This window comes from Achromobacter sp., from assembly GCF_049647645.1.
GTDB lineage: Bacteria > Pseudomonadota > Gammaproteobacteria > Burkholderiales > Burkholderiaceae_B > Achromobacter.
This window is the reverse complement of sequence record NZ_JBARYB010000187.1, coordinates 1-2,503: the sequence shown is the minus strand read 5'-3', so window position 1 is coordinate 2,503 and position 2,503 is coordinate 1. Positions and strand designations below refer to the sequence as shown.

Sequence of the window (2,503 nt, the reverse complement as noted above, 5' to 3'; positions counted from 1 at the left end):
GCGCCATGCTGCTGCGCAATCTGCGCCACCAGCGACAGGCCGATGCCGCTACCGCCCGCGGCGCTGCCCGGGGCGCGATAGAAACGGTCGAACACCCGCGCGCGCTCCTCCGGCGCAATACCCGGGCCATCGTCGGCCACGCGCAGGCAGGCGCCGCCGTCCGGCGATGGTCCGCAGGACACGGCGATCTGGCCGCCGCTCTGCGTATAGCGCACGGCATTGTCCAGCAGGTTGCGGACCAGCACGCCCAAGGCGTCCAGCCGTCCGCGGACGACGCAGGCCTGCACGTCCAGCTGGATGCGCAGCTGCTTGCGGGTCGCGTCCGTTTCCCAGTCGCGCACCAGCATGGCGACCAGCGCATCCAGTTGGACCAGCTCGGGCTCGTCCGCGCTGGCGCTGAGCGCATCCATGCGGGCCTGGTCCAGCAATTGTTCCGACAGGCGCGAGGTGCGTTGGGCCACCAGGCGCAATTTCTCGATGGCGGCCGGCGCATCGGCGGAACCGGCGCTGCGGGCCACCAGTTCCGCGTGCGCGCTCAGCGCGGCCAGCGGGGTGCGCAGCTCGTGTGCGGCATCCTCAAGAAAGCGGCGCTCGCGGTCCATGCCGCCCTTGACTCGCAGCAGCAGCTGATTGATCGAGCGGATGAAGGGACGCAATTCGCCCGGCATGCCGGCCATGGGCAGCGGGGCCAGGTCGAACGGTCCGCGCCGCGCAATGGCCGCGCCCGCGCGGTCCACCTTGCGGAACGCGCGGCCGACCACCCTCCAGCTCACCACGGCCAACAGCACGAACAGGACAGACACGATGACCAGCCCGCGCTTCAGGCTGTACAGCGACTGGGCGCGCAATTCGCTCTGCGGCCGCGCCACTTGCACCTGCACCCGCCCCTGCGCGTCGGAGATCGCGTACACACGCCAATCCATGCCGTCGGCGTGCACATCGGCATAGCCGTCCTGGAAACCGCCGCTCAGCGGCTGCTCGGGCGAATCGGGCGAGCGCAGCAGCAGCCGGCGGCCGGCCAGCGACCACAAGTGGAAGCGGACCTTGTCGCCGTCGACGCGGCTGGACGCGGGCGGGGTGAAACGCTCGGACGGCGCGTCGTTGCCCAGCAGGCTGACCGGCAGCGACGCCAGCATCTGGCTGGCCGCGTCGTGCAGCCACTGATCGCGCGCGCCGGTCTGCGAGCGCGTGGCTTCGTACTGCTGGAAGGCGAACACCGCGATCCAGGACAGGGCCATCGTCAACAGCAGCGTCAGCGTCAGTTGCTTGCGCAGCGTCTTCATTCGGCCGTCTCGATGCGGTAGCCCAGCCCGTGGACGGTAACGATGAGCTTGTCGCCCAGCTTGCGGCGCAACTGATGAATGTAGACGGCCACCGTATTGCTTTCGATGGCGCCGCTATCGCCATAGACGGCGGCCTCCAGCTGTTCGCGGCTGACGGTGTGGCCGGCGCGCTCCATGAGCGCCAGCAGCGTCCGGTATTCATGCGCGCTGAGGCTGACCTCGATGCCGGCGCGCGTCACCGCCCGCCTGGCCGGCTCCAGCACCACGTCGCGGCAGCGCAGCGCCGACACCACGGCGTTGCTGCTGCGCCGGACCACGGCGCGCAGCCGGGCCAGCAACTCGTCCAGCTGGAATGGCTTGACGATGTAGTCGTCGGCGCCGGCATCCAGGCCCTGTATCCGTTCACTCAGCCGGTCGCGCGCGGTCAGGATCAGGACCGGCGTGGCGTCGTAGCGCGCGCGCAGATGCTTCAGGACCGCCAGCCCGCTGCCGTCAGGCAGGCCCAGGTCCAGCAACACGGCATGGAAGCCGTGCTCCACCAGGGCCAGCCGCGCCTGCGCCACGTCGCGCACCCATTGCACGTCGGCGCCAGACTGCGCCAGGCTGGTGTGCACGGCGTCGCCCAACATGGCGTCGTCTTCAACTAGCAGGACACGCAAGAAAACTCCAGGACCATCAACGATGCGGCAGCATGCCGGCCGCGTTTTAAGAACTTATTAAGAATCCATGCCGCAAGCGCCCGCCTGGCAGCGGCCGGCCGACCCTTGCGGAGAGCGCATGGCCAGCCATGGACTGAAGTGGAGGATTTTAGATCGCCATCTTGACTGTACTTGTATATACGAGTTAAATGAATCCCGCCGATACCGGCATCCCCGGAACGCGCCATGAGCGCCACCCGCCGCACCGCACCTGGGCAACACCCCCCCGCCCTCGAGTACGCGTTAGCAGTCGGCCCGGATCCGCCCCATCTCACGCCGTAGTCCCTCTTCTCCCCCTTTCCTCCGCTCGAGGAGTAGTGATGCGTCATCTTCCAGCCGTTGAAGTTTGCGTTTCGAGAAGTTCTTCACCCAGGTTCGCGGGTCCGCTGTTGCTGGCCCTTGCCTTGACGGCAGCGTTGCAAGCTGCCCCCGCCTGGTCCGCGACACCCGCCATGCCGGCCGCCGCCGCCGACACGCGCGCCACCGCCCGGCAGGCAACCCTGACGCTGGACGGCCGATCGC

Annotated in this window: 2 protein-coding genes; both read right to left on the bottom strand. The window is 68.7% G+C overall.

The genetic code is table 11. From position 1 onward, the window contains the following. The coding region (locus tag WBB14_RS21315; RefSeq protein ID WP_424241591.1) for an ATP-binding protein at positions 1–1,283 on the bottom strand (1,283 nt) is incomplete at its 3' end. Further along, positions 1,280–1,942: a response regulator transcription factor gene (locus tag WBB14_RS21310; RefSeq protein ID WP_424241590.1), complete on the bottom strand. Its 663-nt coding sequence runs from the start codon at positions 1,940–1,942 to the stop codon at positions 1,280–1,282. The genes WBB14_RS21310 and WBB14_RS21315, both read right to left, overlap by 4 nt. Positions 1,943–2,503: the final 561 nt, after the last annotated feature.